We start from the raw sequence: 20106 nt of genomic DNA on the forward strand, positions 1-20106 counted from the left end.
CCGGATGGTGAGGGGCCTTCAGACGTTAGTGACACCGACCCGCCATGCTCGCCTCGCGGCAAGTGGTCCCTCGAAGGGACGAAGGTTGGGCCCGGGGGCTTGGATCGAGCCGGTGTCCCGTCCAATGTAACGCATCGGCCCGGAGAGGCAAGAAGTTGTCGGGTCCGCACACTCAATGAACGTTATTTCTGGCTACCCCTTGGAAGGTGCGACGATCGAGGTCTAGCATGCGCAGGCGATGCCTTCAACAAAATGTTGAACCTGCCGCACGGACGGAAGAAGGAAGCGTCGATGGCGACGGTGCCCAGTGTCTCCAACTCGATCACGGTGCGGCTGGAGGTCCCGGCCCGGGGCAACGCCGTCAGTGCGATCACCACGGCCGTGGAGTCCTCCGGCGGTTCGGTGACCGGTCTCGACGTCACCGCCTCCGGCCTGGAGGCGCTGCGGATCGACGTCACGGTGGCGGCCTCCTCGGTCGCGCACGGCGAGGAGATCGTCGAGAAGCTGCGGGCGATCGACGGCGTGTCGATCGGCAAGGTCTCGGACCGCACCTTCCTGATGCACCTCGGCGGCAAGATCGAGATGTCGTCCAAGCTCCCGATCCGCAACCGTGACGACCTCAGCATGATCTACACCCCGGGCGTCGCCCGGGTCTGCATGGCGATCGCCGAGAACCCCGAGGACGCCCGCCGCCTCACCATCAAGCGCAACAGCGTCGCCGTGGTCACCGACGGCTCGGCGGTGCTGGGCCTGGGCAACATCGGCCCGGCCGCCGCGCTGCCGGTCATGGAGGGCAAGGCGGCCCTGTTCAAGCGCTTCGCCGGGATCGACGCCTGGCCGATCTGCCTGGACACCCAGGACACCGACGAGATCGTGGCCATCGTCAAGGCGATCGCCCCCGGCTTCGCGGGCATCAACCTGGAGGACATCTCCGCGCCGCGCTGCTTCGAGATCGAGGCCCGGCTGCGCGAGGCCCTGGACATCCCGGTCTTCCACGACGACCAGCACGGCACCGCGATCGTGGTGCTGGCCGCCCTCACCAACGCGCTGAAGGTGGTCGGCAAGGAGATCGGCGACATCCGGGTGGTGATGTCGGGCGCCGGCGCCGCCGGTACCGCGATCCTCAAGCTGCTGCTGGCGGCCGGTGTCGAGCACGCCACCGTGGCGGACGTGCGCGGTGTGGTCCACCAGGGCCGGGAGGACCTCAACGACAGCCTGCGCTGGATCGCCGAGCACACCAACCGCTCGGGCCGCACCGGCAGCCTCAAGGAGGCCGTGGCGGACGCCGACGTCTTCATCGGCGTCTCGGCCCCGAACGTCCTGGACGGCGACGACCTGGCCACCATGGCCGAGGACTCGATCGTCTTCGCGCTGGCCAACCCGGACCCGGAGGTCGACCCGGCCATCGCCCGGCAGACCGCCGCGGTGGTCGCCACCGGCCGCAGCGACTTCCCCAACCAGATCAACAACGTGCTGGTCTTCCCGGGTGTCTTCCGCGGCCTCCTGGACGCCCAGAGCCGCACCGTCAACACCGAGATGATGATCGCCGCCGCCCGGGCGCTGGCCACCACCGTCGCCGCCGACGAGCTGAACGCCAACTACATCATCCCGAGCGTCTTCCACAAGGACGTCGCCAAGACGGTCGCCTCGGCGGTGCGCGAGGCGGCGCTGGCGGGCGTCCAGGAGAGCACGGAACCGGCCCGTCCGACCCCGGGCATCGTCGGCACCCTCGACGCCTCCTCCTTCCCCACCGTCAAGCTCTGACCGGTGAGGCGGCCGACGTGTCGCTGATCGGTCAAATGTCCGAATAGCGGCCCCGCGTGCCCGAGCTCGCCCCGAACCCTTGCGACACAAGGGCGAGGGGCGTGTTTGGGCTTGTCGTGCCTAGGGCGTACGGTAGCCCTGCACGGGGCAGGCGTGTCCGACAAGTACGGAACGTCCCCCTGGTCTTCCGGCGCGTCGTCCCGACCGCCGCCCTGGCCCGGTCCGCCGGAGCCGACGGAGCGTCACACCTCCAACGGGCGGGGTTCGTTCGGGTGTCGTGGCCGGGGCCCGATTGGCTTTCTCGGGGCCGGTCGGGGCAGGATTCGTATCCAGGCAGGCGGACGGGCCTTCGACGGCACCGGCGCGCGGCATCGGGTACGGACCCGGCCTGCGACCACGCATTGCCTGCATGAGCACAGTGTGCGGACCTGCGGCCTATCCGGGTGCCCCCCGGTGGGAGTACCGATGGGCCCCCGCACACCGCAAGCGAACAGACCACAGGAGTACACATGAACCGCAGTGAGCTGGTGGCCGCGCTGTCCGAGCGCGCCGAGGTGACCCGCAAGGACGCCGACGCCGTTCTGGCCGCCTTCGCCGAGATCGTCGGCGAGGTCGTCGCCAAGGGCGACGAGAAGGTCACCATCCCCGGTTTCCTGACCTTCGAGCGCACCCACCGCGCCGCCCGCACCGCCCGCAACCCGCAGACCGGTGAGCCGATCCAGATCGCGGCCGGCTACAGCGCCAAGGTGAGCGCCGGCTCCAAGCTGAAGGAAGCCGCCAAGGGCGCCTGAACCACCCCTTGAACGCCCGAGAGGCCGGGCTCCCCTTCGGGGGAGCCCGGCCTCTCGTCGTGGCCTACGGGCCTGCGGGCCTGCGGTCCCGTAGGCCCGCAGGCCCTGCGGATCAGGCGTCGACCAGCTGCTCGGACGGCAGCTCGACGTGGGCGCCCAGGTCGCGCAGCTTGTCCATGAAGTTCTCGTAGCCGCGGTTGATCAGGTCGATGCCGTGCACGGTCGAGGTGCCCTCGGCCGCCAGCGCCGCGATCAGGTACGAGAAGCCGCCGCGCAGGTCGGGGATGACCAGCTCGGCGCCCATCAGCTTGGACGGGCCGGAGACGACCGCCGAGTGCAGGAAGTTGCGCGCGCCGAAGCGGCACGGGGTGGCGCCCAGGCACTCGCGGTACAGCTGGATGTGTGCACCCATCTGGTTGAGCGCGCCGGTGAATCCGAGCCGCGACTCGTACACCGTCTCGTGGACGATGGACAGGCCGGTGGCCTGGGTCAGGGCGACGACCAGCGGCTGCTGCCAGTCGGTCTGGAAGCCCGGGTGCACGTCGGTCTCCAGGGCGATCGCCTTGAGCTCGCCGCCCGGGTGCCAGAAGCGGATGCCCTCGTCCTCCACCTCGAAGGCGCCGCCGACCTTCCGGAAGGTGTTCAGGAAGGTCATCATCTCCAGCTGGCGGGCGCCGCGGACGTAGATGTCGCCCTTGGTGGCCAGCGCCGCGCAGGCCCAGGAGGCGGCCTCCAGGCGGTCCGGCAGCGCGCGGTGGGTGTAGCCGCCCAGCTCGTCGACGCCGGTGATCAGGATGGTCCGGTCGGTGCCCAGGGTGATGATCGCGCCCATCTTCTGCAGCACGCAGATCAGGTCGACGATCTCCGGCTCGATGGCCGCGTTGCGCAGCTCGGTGACGCCCTCGGCGAGGACGGCGGTGAGCAGCACCTGCTCGGTCGCGCCGACCGAGGGGTAGGGCAGCTCGATCTTGGTGCCGCGCAGGCGCTGCTGGGCGACCAGGTAGGTGCCCTGGGGGTGCTTCTCGATGGTGGCGCCGAACTGGCGCAGCACCTCGAAGTGGAAGTCGACCGGGCGTCCGCCGATGTCGCAGCCGCCCAGGCCCGGGATGAAGGCGTGGCCGAGGCGGTGCAGCAGCGGGCCGCAGAACAGGATCGGGATCCGCGAGGAGCCCGCGTGCGCGTCGATGTCGGCGACGTTCGCACTTTCCACGTGCGACGGGTCGAGGATCAGCTCGCCGTCCTCGTCGCCGGTCCGCACGGTGACCCCGTGCAGCTGGAGCAGTCCGCGGACCACCTTGACGTCGCGGATGTCCGGGACGTTGCGCAGTCTGCTGGGGCCCTGGCCGAGGAGGGCGGCGACCATGGCCTTGGGCACCAGGTTCTTCGCACCGCGGACGCGGATCTCGCCTTCGAGCGGGTTTCCGCCGTGGACCAGCAGGACGTCGTCGGTCATCGTTCTCGCAATCCGGGGTGCCAGAGGAGTGGGAAGGCTCCGGTAGAGAGCCGGTGGTGGACCGGTTGGTACGGGCGCGCTCGGGCCCCCGGCGAAACCGAGTCGGCACCGTAAAGGGCGTCCACCATCCGTAGATGGTAGTGGGCGTGCCGATGGTTCCCGTGAGCCTCTCCCGTGATGGTCCTCTCTCCGGGCTCGCTCCCGCCCGCCGGAGGGGCCGTTCGGGTGTTTGTCCGGCGTGGCGGGGTTTCGATCGTTGAGGTGTCCGACCCCGGCCGTTCTGCGGGATCATGTGGGCATGACGGCGGCCCACTCGCACGCAGGACGGTCCCACACCGGCCGTCTGCTCGTCGCGACGCCCCTGCTCACCGACCCGAACTTCGCCCGGGCGGTGGTGCTGCTCCTCGACCACGACGTCGAGGGGGCGCTCGGCGTGGTCCTCAACCGGCCGACGCCGGTCGAGGTGGGCAGCGTGCTGGACGGCTGGGGCCGGCTGGTCGGGCAGCCCGCCGTGGTGTTCCAGGGCGGACCGGTGGCGCTGGACTCGGCGCTCGGCCTGGCCGTGGCGCCGGGGGAGCCGGGCACCGGCGAGCCGCTCGGCTGGCGGCGGGTGCACGGCGCGATCGGCCTGGTGGACCTGGAGGCGCCGCCCGAGGTGCTGGCCGGCGAGCTGGGCGCGCTGCGGATCTTCGCCGGGTACGCCGGCTGGTCGCCGGGCCAGCTGGAGACGGAGCTGGGGAGCGGCGCCTGGTACCTGGTGGACTGCGAGCCGGGGGACATCTCCAGCCCGGAACCGGAGCGGCTGTGGCGCTCGGTGCTGCGCCGCCAGCGCGGCCCGCTGGCGCTGCTCGCGACCTATCCGGACGACCCGACACTGAACTGACGTACGGGCCGCCGTCGCGATACTGGCCGGGTTTCGCGGGGCGCCCATAGACTTGGCACCTATGAGCACTCTTGAGCCCGAGCGCGGCCTCGGCACCGGCACCCTGGTCGAGCCCGTCCCCCAGGTGTCCCACGGGGACGGCGACCACGAGCGCTTCGCGCACTACGTCCAGAAGGACAAGATCATGGAGAGCGCGCTCTCCGGCTCGCCCGTGGTGGCGCTCTGCGGCAAGGTCTGGGTGCCCGGGCGCGACCCGAAGAAGTACCCGGTCTGCCCGATGTGCAAGGAGATCTACGACGGCATCGGCAAGCCGCAGGGTGGCGACGACAACAACGGCGGCAAGTAGCACCGACCGCCGCAGGCCGGTGCCCGGTGCCGTTGTGCACGGTGTCGCCGTTGTGCACAGCGCCGTTTTGCATAGTGCCGCGTTTCCGAAGTGGTCTATGCCAGTCGTCCGGGGCGGGGGCAGGATGTCGGAATGGACCTCATTCCCGTGCCTTCGAGTGCCGTCCGCCGCCCGGACGAGGACTTCCCCCTCGACGACGCCACCACGCTGACCGCCCCGCCCGGGCTGGCCGACGCCGAGCGGTGGCTGCGCACCGCGCTGTCCTCGGCCACCGGGCTGCCGCTCGGCCCGGGCCGGCCGGGCACGGGCATCGAACTGGTCGAGGACGACGCGCTGGCCGCCGAGGCGTACCGGATCACGGTGCGCCCCGGCCACGCCCTGATAGCCGCGGGCGGGCCGGCCGGTGCGCTGTGGGGCGCGCAGACCCTGCGGCAGCTGCTCGGCCCGGACGCCTTCCGCCGTTCCCCGCTTCGCGGCACCGGCTGGGTGCTGCCCGGCGCGGACATCGAGGACGCCCCCCGGTTCGGCTGGCGCGGTGCGCTGCTCGACGTCGCCCGGCACTTCCTGCCCAAGGCGGACGTGCTGCGCTTCGTCGACCTGCTGGCCGCGCACAAGCTCAACGTGCTGCACCTGCACCTGACCGACGACCAGGGCTGGCGGGTGGAGATCAAGCGCTACCCCGGCCTGACCGAGCGCGGCGCCTGGCGGGACCGCTCGATGGTCGGCTACCGGGCCGGCCAGCGCCGCGACGACCGCCCGCACGGCGGCTACTACACCCAGGACGACCTGCGCGAGATCGTCGCCTACGCGGCCGCGCGCGGCGTCACCGTCGTCCCGGAGGTCGACCTGCCCGGGCACACCCAGGCCGCCGTCGCGGCCTACCCCGAGCTGGGCAACACCGACGTGGTGGACACCTCGGCGCTCGGCGTCTGGACGGACTGGGGCGTCAGCCACAACGTGCTCAACGCCTCCGAGGACACCCTGCGCTTCTTCGAGGGCGTGCTGGAGGAGGTCCTGGAACTCTTCCCGTCCGAGTTCATCCACCTCGGCGGCGACGAGTGCCCCAAGGAGCAGTGGAAGGACAGCGCGGCCGCCCAGGCACGGATCCGCGAGCTCGGCCTGGCCAACGAGGACGAGCTGCAGAGCTTCGTGATCCGGCACTTCGACCGCTGGCTGGCCGAGCGTGGCCGACGGCTGATCGGCTGGGACGAGATCCTGGAGGGCGGGCTCGCCCCGGGCGCCGCCGTCTCCTCCTGGCGCGGGTTCGGCGGCGGGATCGCCGCGGCCAAGGCCGGGCACGACGTGGTGATGTGCCCCGAGCAGCACGTCTACTTCGACCACCGGCAGGCCGACGGCCCGGACGAGCCGATCCCGGTCGGCTTCGTGCGCACGCTGGAGGACGTGTACCGCTTCGAGCCGGTGCCCGGGCAGCTGGATGAGACCGCCGCCCGGCACGTGATCGGCACCCAGGCCAACCTGTGGAGCGAGTTCATGGACAGCGCCCGGGACATCGACTACCGGGCCTTCCCCCGGTTGGTGGCCTTCGCCGAGGTCGCCTGGTCCGACCTGCCCACCGATCCGGCCGAGCGCGACTACGCCGGCTTCCAGGACCGGCTGGAGACGCACCTGAAGGTGCTGGACGCGCTCGGCGTGGAGTACCGCCCGGCGGACGGCCCGCACCCCTGGCAGCGCTGGCCCGGGGTGGCCGGCCGACCGATCGAGGGCCCGCCGCCGGTGCGCTGAGCGCGACGGACTCGCCCCTGCGGGAACTTCTGAGTGGTCATCTGACGTCAAGAACAGATGAACATCTGCCCTGGTCCGGTTCGGACCGGGGCAGATACCGCCCGGTATCCGTCCCAATCGGGCAGTCCCGTTCACCTGCCCCGAAATGATCATCGAGCATTGTGTGCCAGAGTTGCCCAACCCGGCCCGATCGCCCGTACCCTACGGGCCAGGCCGGGCTGCTGACGCGGACACCACGGCCGAAGGCCGCGGGCGGCAGCCGATCGATGAGCAAGTGGAGCACGGTGGGACCCAGGTGAACCGGACGATCATGCTGCCGGCCTCCCTCGACGAGGCCGTCGACGCGCTGGCCGCCACCCCGGCCGCGGTACCGGTGGCCGGAGCCACCGACCTGATGGAAGCCGTCAACGCCGGACGGCTACGCCCCGCCGCCCTGGTCGGCCTCGGCCGGATCACCGAACTGCGCGGCTGGCGCTACGAGGACGGCGGCACCGCCGTCCTCGGCGCCGGACTCACCCACGCCCGGATGGACCGCCCCGACTTCGCCGCGCTCATCCCCGCGCTCGCGGACGCCGCGCGCACCGCCGGCCCGCCGCAGGTCCGCAACGTCGGTACCCTCGGCGGCAACATCGTCACCGCCGCCCCGGCCGGCGACACCCTCCCGGTGCTCACCGCCCTGGAGGCCAGCGTCACCCTCGCCCGGGCCGGCGCCAGCCGCGAGGTGCCGGTCAGTCACCTGCTCACCGGCCTCGACCCGGTGCGCCCCGGCGAACTCCTCACCTGGGTGCGCGTCCCGCTGCTGCACGCCCCGCAGGTCTTCCTCAAGGCCACCGGCCGCAGCGGCCCGGCCCGCGCCACCGCCTCCGTCGCGCTGGTCCTCGACCCCGCCCGGCGCGCCGTGCGCTGCGCGGTCGGCGCCGTCGCACCGGTGCCGCTGCGCCCGCTGGAGGCCGAGGCCTGGGTCGCCGGCTGCATCGACTGGGACGGCAGCCGGGAGATCGACCCGGCCGCGACCGCCGCCTTCGGCGAGTACGTGGCCACCGCCTGCGTCCCCGACGGCTACGGCGCCGAAGGCGCCTGGGAGGCCGTGACCGAGGGGCCGAGCGCGGCCGCCGTTCGGCTGCGGCGTACCGTATCGGTGCTGGCCCGACGGGCACTGGGAAGGGCGCTGAAGTGACCACAGACCCCATCGAGACCCTCGACGCCGACCCGCTCGGCCTCACCCCGCAGGTCAGCCGCGAGCTGCGCCCGTGCGCCTCGTACACCTTGCGGGTCAACGGTTTCGAACGGCCCGTCACCGACGCCTGGATCGGCGAGAGCCTGCTCTACGTGCTGCGCGAGCGGCTCGGCCTGGCCGGCGCCAAGGACGGCTGCGAGCAGGGCGAGTGCGGGGCCTGCTCGGTGCAGGTGGACGGCCAGCTGGTGGCCGGCTGCCTGGTGCCCGCCGCGCTGGCCGCCGACAGCGAGATCAACACCGTCGAGGGCCTGTCGGCCGCCGGCGGCGCGAGCGACGTCCAGCAGGCGCTGGCCGAGTCCGGCGCGGTGCAGTGCGGCTACTGCACCCCCGGCATGGCGATGGCGGTGCACGACCTGCTCCAGCGCAACCACCGCCCGACCGAGGTCGAGGCCCGCCAGGCGCTCTGCGGCAACCTCTGCCGCTGCACCGGCTACCGCGGCGTGCTGGCCGCCGTCCAGAGCATCGCCGACGCGCGCGCCGAGGACGTCGAGGAGGCGGAGGAGGCGGCCTCTCCGGCCGCCGCCCAGACCGCCGCCCCGGCCGCGGGACAGCCCGCGGGACAGCCCGCCAGGGAAGGGGAAACGGCCGCCGGACCGGAGCCGGCCGCCGAACCGCCGGTCTACGCCGACGCCGACGCCTGGATCGAGCACGTCCCGCAGCCGCCCGCCGAGCAGCCCCCGGCCGGCACCGACCAGCCGTACGGCGACGGCCAGGGCGGCTACGACACCGGCGTGTACGACACCGCCGTCCTGACGCCGGTCCAGGGCATCCCCGGCCAGACCGTCGACGACCAGGTGTACTACCCGCCCCAGGGCTACCCCGAGCAGCCGTACCAGGGCACCCCCGCCCACGGCACCTACGTGCCCGGCGGCTACCCGCAGCACAACGGCTACGACGCCGGGTACGACGCCCCGGTCTACGAACCCACCCCCGCGCACGGCACGCCGCTGCCCGGGGCCGCCTTCGACGGCACGCCCCCGCACGGCACGCCGTACGTCGCCACGCCCCCGCACGGCGCTCCGGCCGGCGGCACCGCCCCGGCCGGCGTCCCGTACGGCGCCACCCCCGCCCACGGCATCCGGCTCACCGAGGACGACCACGCATCATGACGTCGCCTACCGACATCGGCGCAGCACTCCAGCAGGACGGCGGCGAGGGCGGCGCACCGGAGCCGTTCGGCCTGGGCAGCTCACCGCTGCGCAGCGACGCGCTGCCCAAGGCGCTCGGCATCTACCCGTACGCGGCCGACCTGTGGGCCGAGGGGCTGCTCTGGGGCGCGGTGCTGCGCTCGCCGCACCCGCACGCCCGGATCAGGGGCATCGACACCGCGGCCGCGCTCGCGCTGCCCGGCGTGCACGCCGTGGTCACCGCCGCCGACCTGCCGCCCGGCCCGGACGGCACCCCGGACGGCGCCCCGGCCGGCCCGATCGTCGCCGACCGGCCGGTGCTGGCCGCGGGCGTGGTGCGCCACCACGGCGAGCCGATCGCCGCGGTGGCCGCCGACCACCCGGACACCGCCCGGCTGGCGGTCGGTCTGATCGCGGTCGACTACGAACCGCTGGAGGCCGTCACCGACCCCGAGCAGGCCTTCACCGCCCCGTCGCTGCACCCGGACGGCAACCTGTTCCGCCACCTGCCGCTGCGCACCGGGGACCCGGACGCGGCCGGCGAGATCATCATCGAGGGCCTCTACCAGGTCGGCCGTCAGGACCCGGCCCCGCTCGGCGCCGAGGCCGGGCTGGCCGTGCCGCGCCCGGACGGCGGCGTCGAACTGCACCTGTCCTCCACCGACCCGCACGGCGACCGCGACCGCACCGCCGCCTGCCTCGGCCTGGAGCCCGACCGGGTCCGACTGGTGGTCACCGGCGTGCCCGGGGCCACCACCGACCGCGAGGACCTCTCCTTCCAGGTCACCCTGGCGCTGCTGGCGCTGCGCACCGGCCGCCCGGTGAAGATGACCCTCACCCGCGAGGAGTCCTTCCACACCCACCCCTCGCGCCACCCCGCGCTGCTGCGCTACCGCCACCACGCCGACGCCGAGGGCACCCTGGTGAAGGTCGAGGCGCAGATCCTGCTGGACGGCGGCGCGTACGCGGACGTCTCCGCCGAGGCGCTGGCCGCCGCCACCGCGTTCTCGGTCGGCCCGTACGTCTGCCCGAACGTCTTCGTGGACGCCTGGGCGGTGCGCACCAACAACCCGCCGGCCGGGCGGATGCGCGGCGAGGGCGCGTTGCAGGCCTGCTTCGCCTACGAGTCGCAGCTGGACCAGCTGGCCGCCCGGATCGGCGTGGACCCGGTGGAGATCCGCCGCCGCAACGCGATGGCCACCGGCGACCCGATGCCCACCGGACAGGCCGTCACCTGCCCGGCGCCGGTCGGCGCGCTGCTGGAGGCCGTCGCGGCCGAGCCGCTGCCGGCCCTGCCGGTGGACGACCCGGACGCCGAGTGGCTGCTGCCGGGCGGGCCCGGTGGCGCCGGTGACCCGGCGGCGGTGCGACGCGGGATCGGCTACGCCGTCGGCATGGTGCACATGCTCGGCGCCGAGGGCGAGGACGAGGTCTCCACCGCCACCGTGCGGGTCAGCGGCGACCACGCCACGGTGATCTGCGCGGCCGTCGACTCCGGACAGGGCTTCGCCACGCTGGCCCGGCAGATCGTGCAGACCGTGCTGGGCGTCAGCGAGGTGTACATCGCGCCGGCCGACAGCGACCAGTCCATCGCCGGTCCCTCCGCCCGCGGCCGGCACACCTGGGTCTCCGGCGGCGCCGTCGAGCGCGCCGCGCTGATGGTCCGCCACCAGCTGCTCCAGCCGATCGCCGCCAACTTCGGGATGTCGGTGGAACTGCTGCAGATCGCCGACGGCAAGATCACTTCGTACGACGGGGTGCTCGGCATGCCGGTCGCCGAGGCGTTGGAGGGCAAGGAGCTCTGGGCGACGGCCCAGTGCCGCCCGCACCCCACCGAGCCGCTGGACGAGTCCGGGCAGGGCGACGCCTTCGTGTCGATCGCGTTCTGCGCGATGCGCGCGGTGGTGGACGTGGACATCGAGCTGGGCGCCGTCCGGGTGGTCGAGATGACGGTCGCCCAGGACGTCGGCCGGGCGCTGAACCCGCGGCAGATCGAGGACCGGATCGAGGCGGGCGTGGCCCAGGGCGTCGGCCTGGCGCTGCTGGAGGACCTGCGCACCGAGGGCGGCGTGCTGCTGAACCCCTCGCTCACCGGCTACCGGCTGCCCACCGCGCTGGACACCCCGCAGGTGCGGATCGCCGCCCTGCTGGAGGAGCGGGATGTGGTCGCCACCTTCGGGGCCAAGGCGGTCAGCGCCGCCCCCGCGGTGGTCGCCCCGGCGGCCGTGGCCGCCGCCGTCCGGGCGGCCACCGGGCTGCCGGTCGGCCGGCTGCCGATCCGGCCGGAGGACGCGGTCGCGGTCTGACGGCGGGGGGCGGCGGCTTCGGCCGACCGCCCCGGAAATACCGGAAACGGGAATTGCCGGTCGACGGAATGTCGACCGGCAATTCCATTTCCGGCGAGGCCATGACGGGAATCGAACCCGTGTACACCGCTTTGCAGACGGTTCCCTAAGCCACTCGGGCACACGGCCAGTGAATTCATAGTGGCGGAATGCGCGGGGGGCCGTCAACGGCGGAATGTAAATTCTGTATGGCGGCTTGTGCTACGGTCGGAACCAGGTGGTCGGTGCCCGGCCACCCCGGACGAGCGCGTCGTACCCGGTGACGACAAGACGGCGCAGTTCAGCGGCAATCCGGCCGCTGTGGACTGCGGAGGTAGGCCGTCATGGCATGGCTCGTCCTGATCATCTCGGGTGTCCTGGAGACCGTGTGGGCGGTGGCCCTGGAGTCGTCCAAGGGCTTTTCCCGACTCACCCCCAGCCTCGTCTTTGGTGTGGCCCTGCTGCTGAGCATGGGCGGCCTGGCGTACGCGATGCGCACCATTCCGATCGGCACCGGCTACGCGGTCTGGGTCGGCATCGGCGCGGTCGGCACCGCGCTCTACGGCATGGCCGTCCTGGGGGACGCGGTGACGGCGGCCCGGATCGGCTGCCTGCTGCTCATCGTCTCCGGCGTGGTCGGCCTGAAGGTGCTCCACTGACCGCCGCCTGAGCTTCCCCCTGACCCTGGTCCTAAGCCCTGCGGACTAGCTGATCACCGACTCGGGTCAGGGGTCATGAAGGCAGACGGCCCTTACGATGTTACGTATGACCACTGCCTCCCCCACCTCGGTCGACTCCGCCTCGATACCCTCCGAACCCGACCCCGGTGGCGGGGTCCTCAGCGGCCGCTACCGCGCTCTGACCCTGGGGATCGTGTCGGTGGTCCTGGTGATCGCCTTCGAGGCGACCGCCGTCAACACAGCGATGCCGACCGCGGCCCGCCAGCTGAACGGCATCGGGCTGTACGCCTTCGCCTTCTCCGGCTACTTCACCACCACGCTGTTCGCGCTGGTCGTCTCCGGACAGTGGTGCGACCGGCGCGGCCCGATGCAGCCGCTGTTCACCGGCATCGCGGTGTTCGGTGTGGGCCTGGTGGTGGCCGGGACGGCGCCGGGCATGTGGGTGTTCGTGGCAGGGCGGGCGATCCAGGGCCTGGGCGGCGGGCTGGTGATCGTCGCGCTGTACGTGGTGGTCGGCCGGGCCTTCCCGGAGCGGCTGCGGCCGGCGGTGTTCGCGGCCTTCTCCTCGGCCTGGGTGCTGCCCTCGATCATCGGGCCGCTGGTCTCCGGCGCGATCACCCAGCACCTCGGCTGGCGCTGGGTGTTCCTGGCCGTGCCGGTGCTGATCCTGCTGCCGCTGGCCGTGATGGGCCCCGCGCTGGCCCGCTCCGAGCGGGAGCACCCGGTGGCCAGGGGCGCGGACTTCGACCGCCGGCGCACCCTGCTGGCCGCGATGGCGGCGCTCGGTGCCGGCCTGCTGCAGTACGCGGGCGGGCGGCACGACCTGATCGGGCTGCTCCCCGGGGTCGTCGGGGCGGCGCTGCTGGTGCCGGCCGTCCTGGGGCTGCTGCCCCAGCGGACCCTGCGGGCCGGGCGGGGGCTGCCGGCGGTGATCCTGCTGCGCGGACTGGCGGCCGGGGCGTTCCTCGGGGCCGAGGCCTTCGTCCCGCTGATGATGACCACCGAGCGCGGCCTCTCGCCGACGATGTCGGGGCTCACCCTGACCAGCGGCGGGCTCACCTGGGCACTGGGCTCGTGGCTGCAGGGGCGGCCGGGGGCCGAGCGCTACCGCGAGGCGATGATCCGGGGCGGGTTCGTGCTGACCGCGGTGGCGATCGCGGGCGCCGCGCTGGTGCTGGTTCCGGCGGTGCCGGCCTGGGTGGCGGCGGTGGCCTGGGGCGTCGGCGGCATCGGGATGGGACTGACGGTCGCGAGCGTCAGCGTGCTGATGATGAAGCTCTCCGCGCCGGAGGACGCCGGGGTGAACTCGGCGGCCCTGCAGATGAGCGACGCGCTGGGCAACGTCCTGCTGACGGGCCTGGCGGGGGTGATGTTCGCGGTGCTGGGCGGCGGCTCGCTCGCCGCCGCCCACGAGGGCGCCGGGGCCACCGCCTCATCCGGGGCCGCCGGCTCGCCCGTGGCGTTCGCGGTGATCCTGCTGGCCATGGCCGGCGTGGCGCTGCTGGGGGCGCTGCTCGCCGGCCGGGTCCGGGCCAGGTCCTGAGGGTCAGCCGGCAGCGGCGGCGGAGGGCACCGGCGGTGCCCCGGGGGTGCCGAGGAAGGCCTCCCAGCCGCCGGTCGGCGCCTGGCCCGGGGCGAGGCCCTGGAGCTTGCGCAGGACCGCCTGGTCCTGGGCGTCCAGCCAGTCCACCAGTTGGCGGAACGAGACCAGCCGGACCTCCGGCTTGTCCGCGATCGTCCGGAGCGCGTCCTCGACGGCGTTCATGTAGATGCCGCCGTTCCACTCCTCGAAGTGGTTGCCGATGACGTACGGCGCCCGGTTGCCGTTGTAGGTGCGGTCGAAGCCCAGCAGGTAGGAGTCGCGGGCCTGGGCCTGGAAGCCCGGGTAGAGCGCCGGATCGGCCTTGGTGTTGGGGCCGCACTGGTTGTACATGATGTTGTAGTCCATCGACAGCACCTGGAAGGTGTGCCCGGGGAAGGGGATGGACTGCAGCGGGAGGTCCCAGAGCGCGCCGCCCTGGATCTTCTGCGGCCACACCTGGGTGCCGTTGCCGCTGCTGTCGTAGCGCCAGCCGCGCTTGACCGCGGTGGGCAGCAGGTTGCGCTGGCCCTCCAGGCAGGGCGTGCGGCTGCCGATCAGCTCCCTGCGGTAGTCGAAGGGCAGCGCCGGCAGGTCGGTGAAGCCGGTGTTGGTGCGCCAGTTCGTCACGAAGTCCATGGCCTGCTGGATCTCGCTGTCCCACTCCTCCGGGGACCACTTGCCGACGCCGGTGTCGCCGCAGAAGTGGCCGTTGAAGTGGGTGCCGATCTCGTGGCCCTCCAGCCAGGCCGCGTGCACGTTCTCCAGGGTGTCGTGGATGTGCTGGTCGGTGAGGTAGCCGATCTCGGAGGCGCCGACCTTGTGCTGCGGGGGGCGGTAGAGGTCCTTCTTGGACTCGGGCAGCAGGTAGAGGCCGCTGAGGAAGAAGGTCATCGAGGCGTTGTGCTCCTGCGCCAGCCGGCGGAAGCGGGCGAACAGGCCGTTGTCGAGTTCGCCGGCGCCGTCCCAGGAGAAGACCACGAACTGCGGTGGCCGTTCGCCGGCCTTGAGCCGCTCGGGGGTGGGCTGGTGGGGCTGGGCCCCGGTGTCGGAGGTGGAGCCGTCGCCGATCAGGACGGCCTGCTGCTCGGTGGCGTCGGTGGGGTCGGGACTCTGGTCGACGGCCGCGCTGCTGGGGGGAACGGCCGAACCGATCATCGGCTTGTCGGCGCTGTTGCTTCCGCAGCCGGTCGCCAGGGTGGCGGCGGAGGCCGCACCGGCGGCCAGCAGGGTGCGGCGTGAGAGAGCGGCCATGGTCACTCCGTTCATGAGGCGTTCGGCAGGCGTTCAGGCGTGCGGAAATCCGGTCGGACAAGTGGGGTGATAGAACCCGTGACCGGGTCAGCATGGCAGCCGGGCTCGAACGGTCGGCGAGGCGCCACCGGCGGTCGGCATCGATCGCCCGATTGACGCAACCGGACCGGCCCCCCGCGCCGTCGAAGCTCGTACCGAGGCGTTCCGGTGGCGCCGTCACCTGGGAAACGGCCGTCGCGTTCCGTCACCGGATGCCCACGGGGAGCGCGGATTCGGGCGGTTGCCCTGCCGATCGGGGGGTGTCATTACGCCCATCGTGTGGACGTGCTTTAAGGTCCGATCCGATTGAATTGTTTCCCAGGAAACTCCCAGGATCGGGAATCCGTCGGTAGAGGGGAGCGCCCGTGGGCGTCCAGCAGAGCAGGAGCCCGTGGCCGGGTACCCTGGCGGCCGGTGCCGCGCTGGTGCTCGGCGCCTGGCTGCTGCACGACGGCGGGCAGGGCGCGCTGCCGCCCGCCCCCGGCGGCACCCAGACGCTGTCCGGCTTCGCCCCGGTCTCCGTCGTCCCGCCGCTGGGCCCGTCCGACCCCACCCGCATCCGCATCCCGGCCGTCCGGCTGGACGCCCCGGTCACCGCGCTCGGGCTCGACCCCGACGGCCACCTCCAGGCCCCGCCGGAGGCGGACCGCAACCTGGCGGGCTGGTACCGCGGCGGGGCCAGCCCCGGGCAGCGCGGCACCGCCATCCTGGACGGGCACGTCGACAACAAGGCCGGCCCGGCCGTCTTCTACAACCTGGGGGCGCTCCGGCGCGGAGACCGGATCGAGATCGCCCGCGCGGACGGCGCCGTCGCCGTCTACCAGCTGTACGCCATCGAAGTGCACGACCGAAAGGACTTCCCGGACGACCGGGTCTACCGCCAGGCCGCCGACGCTCAGCTGCGGGTCATCACCTGCGGCGGCGCGTACAGCGCCGAGCACGGCTACGAGGGCAACGTCGTCGCCTACGGCTTCCTGGCCGACACCACCCGGCCGGGCAAAGCCGCATGACCACGCTGACCCTCGCCACCCGCTGGAACCCGATCGACTGGCCGCTCACCCACGGCCCGATCCCGTACGCCGTGCTCGCCGCGGGCTGGGGGTCGCTGGTCCTGCTCGCGTTCTCCCGCCACGAACGCTGGCGGGCCCCGCGCCTCTTCGGCGCCCTGATGCTGGCCGGAACGCTCACCGCCCTGGTGAAGCTCGGTGTCGACGGCTGGTGGCACCCCTTCCCGGAGGGAACCCCGGACTTCGTCCTGCGCTGGATAGCCGTCGCGCTGTTCGCGATATCCCTGGTCTGCTTCCGCGCGCCGCTGCTCGCCGTCCGCCGCCGGCTGCTGGCGACCGGCGCCGCCGTCCTGGTGCTGCTGATGGCCGCCTCGCAGGTCAACCGGGGCTTCGACCAGTACCCGACCGCCCGGGCCATGCTGGTGCCCGGGGTCCAGGCGCTGACCACGGGCAAGGTGGCCAGCACCGTCGCCGCCACGCCCGGCAAGCCCGTCGAGGAGCTCTGGCACGCGCCGCCCGGCCTGCCCGCGAAGGGCACCCTCTCCACGGTGACCATCCCCGGCACCAAGTCCGGCTTCACGGCCCGCGACGGGTACGTCTACCTGCCGCCCGCCTACCAGGCCAACCCCCGGCCGCTGCTGCCCGTCGTGGTGCTGCTGCCCGGCCAGCCCGGCGCCCCGGTGGACTGGGTCACCTCCGGGGCCATCCAGGAGACCCTGGACGCCTTCGCCGCCGACCACCAGGGCCTCGCCCCGATCGTGGTGGTCGCCGACCCCACCGGCAGCCCGTTCACCAACACGCTCTGCATGGACTCCCGGATCGCCAAGGCGCACACCTACCTGGCCGATGACGTCCCGGACTGGATCCACCACAACCTGCAGACCGCCACCGGCCGGGGCGCCTTCGCCATCGGCGGGCTCTCGCTCGGCGGCACCTGCTCGCTCCAGCTGGCCGTCAACGCGCCCGGGGTCTACGGCACCTTCCTGGACATCTCCGGCCAGGACGAGCCCACCCTGGGCGAACGCGGCGAGACCGTCGACAAGGCCTTCGGCGGCGACGAGGCCGCGTTCGACGCCGTCGACCCGGTGCACGTCATGGCCCGGCAGAAGTTCCCCGACACCGCAGGCATGTTCGTGGTCGGCGCCAACGACCCGGACTTCCGACCCATGCAGGAGAAGGCCTATGCGGCGGCACAGGCGGCCGGAATGAAGGTCGGCTACCAGACCATCCCCGGCTGGCACAGCTGGGTCGTGTTCCGCCAGGCCTTCGAACAGAACCTGGCCTGGCTCTCCCAGCAGACCGGGCTGATCCGGTGATCCGGCTCCCCGCGGCCCCCGCGCCGGCCAAGGAGCAGGAGTGGCCGTCGGACCGCGCGCCGGTCGCCGGGACGCCGGAGCCGCGCCCGCAGCGGGCCTGGCGGGCGACCCGCACGTTCGGCGTCTGGCTGCGCTCGGCGCCGCTCACCCTGGTGCTGCTGGCCGGGCTCTGGGCGCTCGGCGCGGCCACCGGCAGCCTGGCCCACGGGCCGTCCGAGCGGCTGCTCGACCGGGTCGGGGCCGGCGTGCCCACCCTCGCCGAGGGCCACTGGTGGACGCCGTTCACCTCGCTGTTCTGGTGCTCCGGCCTGGGCTCGTACGTCTTCACCAGCCTGCTGCTGGTCCTGGTCGGTCCGGCCGCCGAGCACCGGCTCGGGTGGCTGCGCACGCTCGCGGTGCTGGTCGGCGGACAGCTGGCGGGCACCCTGCTCGGCACCGGGCTGATCGCGGCCGGCTCCCGGGTCGGCGAGCAGTGGACCGTCTCGGTGGCCGACCAGACCTCGGTCGGCCCCGGCGTCGGCCTGTTCGCGCTGGCCGGGGTGCTCGGCTACCGGCTCACCGTGCTCTGGCGCCGCCGGCTGCACCTGCTGGTGCTGCTCGCCCCGCTGGTCATGACGCTGTACGTGGGCCACCTGCAGAGCGTCCAGCGGTGCGCCGCCGCGTTCGTCGGGCTGGGCGCCGGCGCGCTGCTCGCCCGGGGCGGGCTGCACCTGCGCACCCACCGCTCCTCGCACTCCGAGACCCGGGTGCTGGTGGCGCTCTGCCTGGTCGCCGCCGCCCTCGGGCCGCTGATCGCCTCGCTGTACGACAACGCCAGCGGGCCGTTCAACACCTTCTCCGAGCTGTACTTCTCGCACCGGCTCAGCCCGGAGGAGGTGGCCGACTTCTGCGCGCTGTCGGCGCACGACTGCGCCCGCGCGCACGCCGTCGAGCGGATCTTCGACACTCCTGGCCGGCTGATGGCCGCGCTGTTCCCGGCGCTGCTGCTGGTCCTGGCCGAGGGGCTGCGCCGGGGGCTGCGGTTCGCCTGGCGGATCACCGTCGCCACCGAACTGCTCTGGGCGGCGCTGCTGGGCTGGCTGTACCTCGACTCCGGCCCGGTCAGCGGCGACGTGGTCCAGTACTTCGTCGAGGCGCTGCTGCTGCCGCTGCTCACCCTCGGCCTGCTGCTGGCCACCCGGCAGCGCTTCCGGCTGCGGCTGGCCGGCCGGGCGGTGCTGCGGCTGGGCGCGCTGCTCGGCGGCGCCGCCCTGGCGGCCTCGGCCGCGTACGTGGGGCTCGGGCGCCTCGCGGCCGACCAGTTCGAGCCGGGGGCGAACATCCGCCGGCTGCTGCACGGGCTGCCCGCGCAGTTCCTGCCGCCCGCCTACAACGACCTGCTGCCGGACTACCCGATCGCGGTCGGCCCGGTGGCGCTGTTCCTGGAGACGTACTGCGGGCTGGCCTTCTGGGTCGTCGCGCTGACCACGCTGCTGCTGGCCTTCCGCCGGCCGGTGCTGCACACCGACGCGGAGGCGGCCGCCCGGGCCAGGGCGCTGCTCACCGCGTACGGCGGCGGGACGCTGTCCTTCATCACCACCTGGGACGGCAACCACTACTGGTTCGACGAGGAGGGCCGGGCGGCCGTCGCCTACCGGGTGCACAACACGGTGGCGCTGACCACCGGCGATCCGTTCGGCGCGCCGGAGGCCCGGGCCCGGGCGGTGGCCGGGTTCGCCCGGTTCTGCGACCAGCGCGGCTGGACCCCGTGCTTCTACAGCGTCTCCCCGCAGACCCGGGAGGCCGCCGCGCAGCTCGGCTGGCGCTCGGTGCAGGTCGCCGAGGACACCGTGGTGGCGCTGCCCGAGCTGGCCTTCACCGGCCGCAAGTGGCAGGACATCCGGACCGCGCTGAACAAGGCCGGCAAGCAGGGCATCACCGCCGAGTGGTGGTCCCACCACGAGGCGCCGCGCGCGCTGCGGGACCAGATCCGGGCGATCTCCGAGGAGTGGGTGTCCGAGAAGGGCCTGCCCGAGATGGGCTTCACGCTCGGCGGACTGGAGGAGCTGGACGACCCGGACGTGCGGGTGCTGATCGCGGTGGACGAGCAGCGCGTCGTGCACGGGCTGACCAGCTGGATGCCGGTGTACGAGAACGGCGTGCCGGTCGGCTGGACGCTGGACTTCATGCGCCGGCGCTCGGACGGCTTCCGCGGCGTCAACGAGTTCCTGATCGCCTCGGCCGCGCTGGGCTTCAAGGAGGAGGGCGCGCGCTTCCTGTCGCTGTCCGGCGCGCCGCTGGCCCGTTCCGGGCAGGACGAGGAGCCCTCCGGCCTGCAGCGGATGCTGGACTGGATGGGACGGGTGCTGGAGCCGGTGTACGGCTTCCGCTCGCTGCTCGCGTTCAAGGCGAAGTTCCAGCCGGAGTACCGGCCGATGTACATGGCCTACCCCGACCCCGCCGCGCTGCCGAGCATCACCAGGGCGATCGGCAAGGCGTACCTGCCGCACCTGACGCCGGCGCAGGGCGTCCGGCTGATGCGCAGGCTGTCGGGCTGAGGCGCCCCGGGCCCGGGTGACGGCCG

Annotated in this window: 15 protein-coding genes, 1 tRNA gene and 1 riboswitch; of the genes, 13 read left to right on the forward strand and 3 right to left on the reverse strand. The window is 73.1% G+C overall.

Annotated elements, in window-relative coordinates:
- Positions 1–291 precede the first annotated feature (291 nt).
- Together ACIQVZ_RS32820 and ACIQVZ_RS32825 are read left to right on the forward strand one after the other, a co-directional pair.
- Complete coding sequence (locus tag ACIQVZ_RS32820) at positions 292–1764, forward strand: NAD-dependent malic enzyme (protein ID WP_350881119.1); 1473 nt, start codon at positions 292–294, stop codon at positions 1762–1764.
- Positions 1765–2273: 509 nt separating this feature from the next.
- Positions 2274–2555: an HU family DNA-binding protein gene (locus ACIQVZ_RS32825; RefSeq protein ID WP_030059737.1), complete on the forward strand. Its 282-nt coding sequence runs from the start codon at positions 2274–2276 to the stop codon at positions 2553–2555.
- Between the two features lie 112 nt (positions 2556–2667).
- Here ACIQVZ_RS32825 and murA read toward each other — a convergent pair whose 3' ends face one another.
- Positions 2668–4008 (reverse strand): UDP-N-acetylglucosamine 1-carboxyvinyltransferase, encoded by a 1341-nt coding sequence (gene murA, locus ACIQVZ_RS32830; protein ID WP_350881121.1) that lies wholly within the window; start codon positions 4006–4008, stop codon positions 2668–2670.
- A gap of 298 nt (positions 4009–4306) precedes the next feature.
- On the opposite strand from murA, the gene ACIQVZ_RS32835 reads away from it, so the two are divergent.
- The 6 genes from ACIQVZ_RS32835 (at position 4307) to ACIQVZ_RS32860 (ending at position 11650) form a co-directional block, all read left to right on the forward strand.
- Positions 4307–4891: a YqgE/AlgH family protein gene (locus ACIQVZ_RS32835; protein ID WP_063349180.1), complete on the forward strand. Its 585-nt coding sequence runs from the start codon at positions 4307–4309 to the stop codon at positions 4889–4891.
- Positions 4892–4952: 61 nt separating this feature from the next.
- Positions 4953–5237 carry a DUF3039 domain-containing protein gene (locus ACIQVZ_RS32840; RefSeq protein ID WP_063349181.1) on the forward strand — a complete coding sequence of 95 codons (285 nt, stop codon included), beginning with the start codon at positions 4953–4955 and terminating at the stop codon, positions 5235–5237.
- Positions 5238–5369: 132 nt separating this feature from the next.
- On the forward strand, positions 5370–6980 hold the full coding sequence (locus ACIQVZ_RS32845) for a beta-N-acetylhexosaminidase (protein ID WP_350881124.1): 1611 nt from the start codon (positions 5370–5372) through the stop codon (positions 6978–6980).
- Positions 6981–7290: 310 nt separating this feature from the next.
- A complete protein-coding gene (locus tag ACIQVZ_RS32850; RefSeq protein ID WP_350881261.1) occupies positions 7291–8157 on the forward strand; it encodes an FAD binding domain-containing protein in 867 nt (288 codons plus the stop codon).
- Positions 8154–9326: a 2Fe-2S iron-sulfur cluster-binding protein gene (locus ACIQVZ_RS32855; protein WP_402455000.1), complete on the forward strand. Its 1173-nt coding sequence runs from the start codon at positions 8154–8156 to the stop codon at positions 9324–9326. The genes ACIQVZ_RS32850 and ACIQVZ_RS32855 overlap by 4 nt, the downstream gene beginning before the upstream one ends.
- Positions 9323–11650: a xanthine dehydrogenase family protein molybdopterin-binding subunit gene (locus tag ACIQVZ_RS32860; RefSeq protein ID WP_079135849.1), complete on the forward strand. Its 2328-nt coding sequence runs from the start codon at positions 9323–9325 to the stop codon at positions 11648–11650. The genes ACIQVZ_RS32855 and ACIQVZ_RS32860 overlap by 4 nt, the downstream gene beginning before the upstream one ends.
- A gap of 96 nt (positions 11651–11746) precedes the next feature.
- Here ACIQVZ_RS32860 and ACIQVZ_RS32865 read toward each other — a convergent pair.
- A tRNA-Cys gene (locus tag ACIQVZ_RS32865) sits at positions 11747–11818 on the reverse strand.
- Between the two features lie 85 nt (positions 11819–11903).
- Positions 11904–11969, forward strand: a riboswitch (guanidine-III (ykkC-III) riboswitch).
- A gap of 43 nt (positions 11970–12012) precedes the next feature.
- Between ACIQVZ_RS32865 and ACIQVZ_RS32870 the strand changes: the two genes are divergently transcribed.
- Both ACIQVZ_RS32870 and ACIQVZ_RS32875 read left to right on the forward strand, forming a co-directional pair.
- Positions 12013–12327: an SMR family transporter gene (locus ACIQVZ_RS32870; protein WP_350881126.1), complete on the forward strand. Its 315-nt coding sequence runs from the start codon at positions 12013–12015 to the stop codon at positions 12325–12327.
- 106 nt (positions 12328–12433) lie between these two features.
- Complete coding sequence (locus ACIQVZ_RS32875; RefSeq protein WP_350881128.1) at positions 12434–13891, forward strand: MFS transporter; 1458 nt, start codon at positions 12434–12436, stop codon at positions 13889–13891.
- 3 nt (positions 13892–13894) lie between these two features.
- On the opposite strand, the gene ACIQVZ_RS32880 is transcribed toward ACIQVZ_RS32875, so the two are convergent.
- Entirely contained in the window at positions 13895–15181 is a 1287-nt protein-coding gene (locus tag ACIQVZ_RS32880) for a hypothetical protein (RefSeq protein WP_402455003.1), read from the reverse strand.
- Between the two features lie 404 nt (positions 15182–15585).
- Between ACIQVZ_RS32880 and ACIQVZ_RS32885 the strand changes: the two genes are divergently transcribed.
- The 3 genes from ACIQVZ_RS32885 to ACIQVZ_RS32895 are packed head-to-tail and all read left to right on the forward strand — an operon-like array spanning position 15586 to position 20080.
- Positions 15586–16230, forward strand: coding sequence for a class F sortase (locus ACIQVZ_RS32885; RefSeq protein WP_350881132.1), 645 nt, complete (start codon positions 15586–15588; stop codon positions 16228–16230).
- Positions 16227–17543, forward strand: coding sequence for an alpha/beta hydrolase (locus tag ACIQVZ_RS32890; protein WP_402455006.1), 1317 nt, complete (start codon positions 16227–16229; stop codon positions 17541–17543). The genes ACIQVZ_RS32885 and ACIQVZ_RS32890 overlap by 4 nt, the downstream gene beginning before the upstream one ends.
- A complete protein-coding gene (locus tag ACIQVZ_RS32895; RefSeq protein WP_402455008.1) occupies positions 17540–20080 on the forward strand; it encodes a phosphatidylglycerol lysyltransferase domain-containing protein in 2541 nt (846 codons plus the stop codon). The genes ACIQVZ_RS32890 and ACIQVZ_RS32895 overlap by 4 nt, the downstream gene beginning before the upstream one ends.
- The last annotated feature ends 26 nt before the right edge of the window (positions 20081–20106 follow it).

Source organism: Kitasatospora sp. NPDC098663 (genome assembly GCF_044760075.1).
In the GTDB taxonomy this organism is placed as follows: domain Bacteria; phylum Actinomycetota; class Actinomycetes; order Streptomycetales; family Streptomycetaceae; genus Kitasatospora.